At 37.1% G+C, this 455-nt stretch carries 1 pseudogene; it reads left to right on the top strand.

Going from position 1 to position 455, the window contains the following annotated elements:
- Positions 1-421, top strand: a pseudogene (locus tag FH871_RS34895) (type I glyceraldehyde-3-phosphate dehydrogenase); the annotation flags it as partial.
- Positions 422-455: the final 34 nt, after the last annotated feature.

Genomic DNA, 455 nt, shown 5'->3' with positions numbered 1-455 from the left:
ACGGCGTGCAAGAGCTGCTGCGGTGAACACAGTTCCTACTTCATCAGGAGCTGCAAAAGCTATTGGACTTGTGATTCCAGAACTGGACGGTCTATTAAAAGGTCATGCTCAGCGTGTTGCTACTCCCACTGGTTCTCTTACAGAGCTTATTAGTCTCGTAAAAAAACCTGTTACCGTTGATGAAGTAAACGCTGCAATGAGAGCTGCACAAAATGAAAGTTTTGCCTATAATGAGGATTTAATTGTTTCCAGTGATATTATTGGGGATACTCATGGTTCTATTTTTGACGCAACTCAAACGGAAGTTACAACAGATGGAAAAAATTATCTAGTTAAAACGGTAGCTTGGTATGATAATGAAATGAGTTTCACAGCTCAATTAATTCGTACTTTAAATTATTTTGCTAATATCGCTAAGTAATTTAAAAATATTATTTCAATCCTATTGACTAGGA

This window comes from Larkinella sp. C7 (assembly GCF_006149005.1).
Classification (GTDB): Bacteria; Bacteroidota; Bacteroidia; order Cytophagales; family Spirosomataceae; genus Larkinella.
This window is presented reverse-complemented; position numbering and strand designations above follow the sequence as displayed.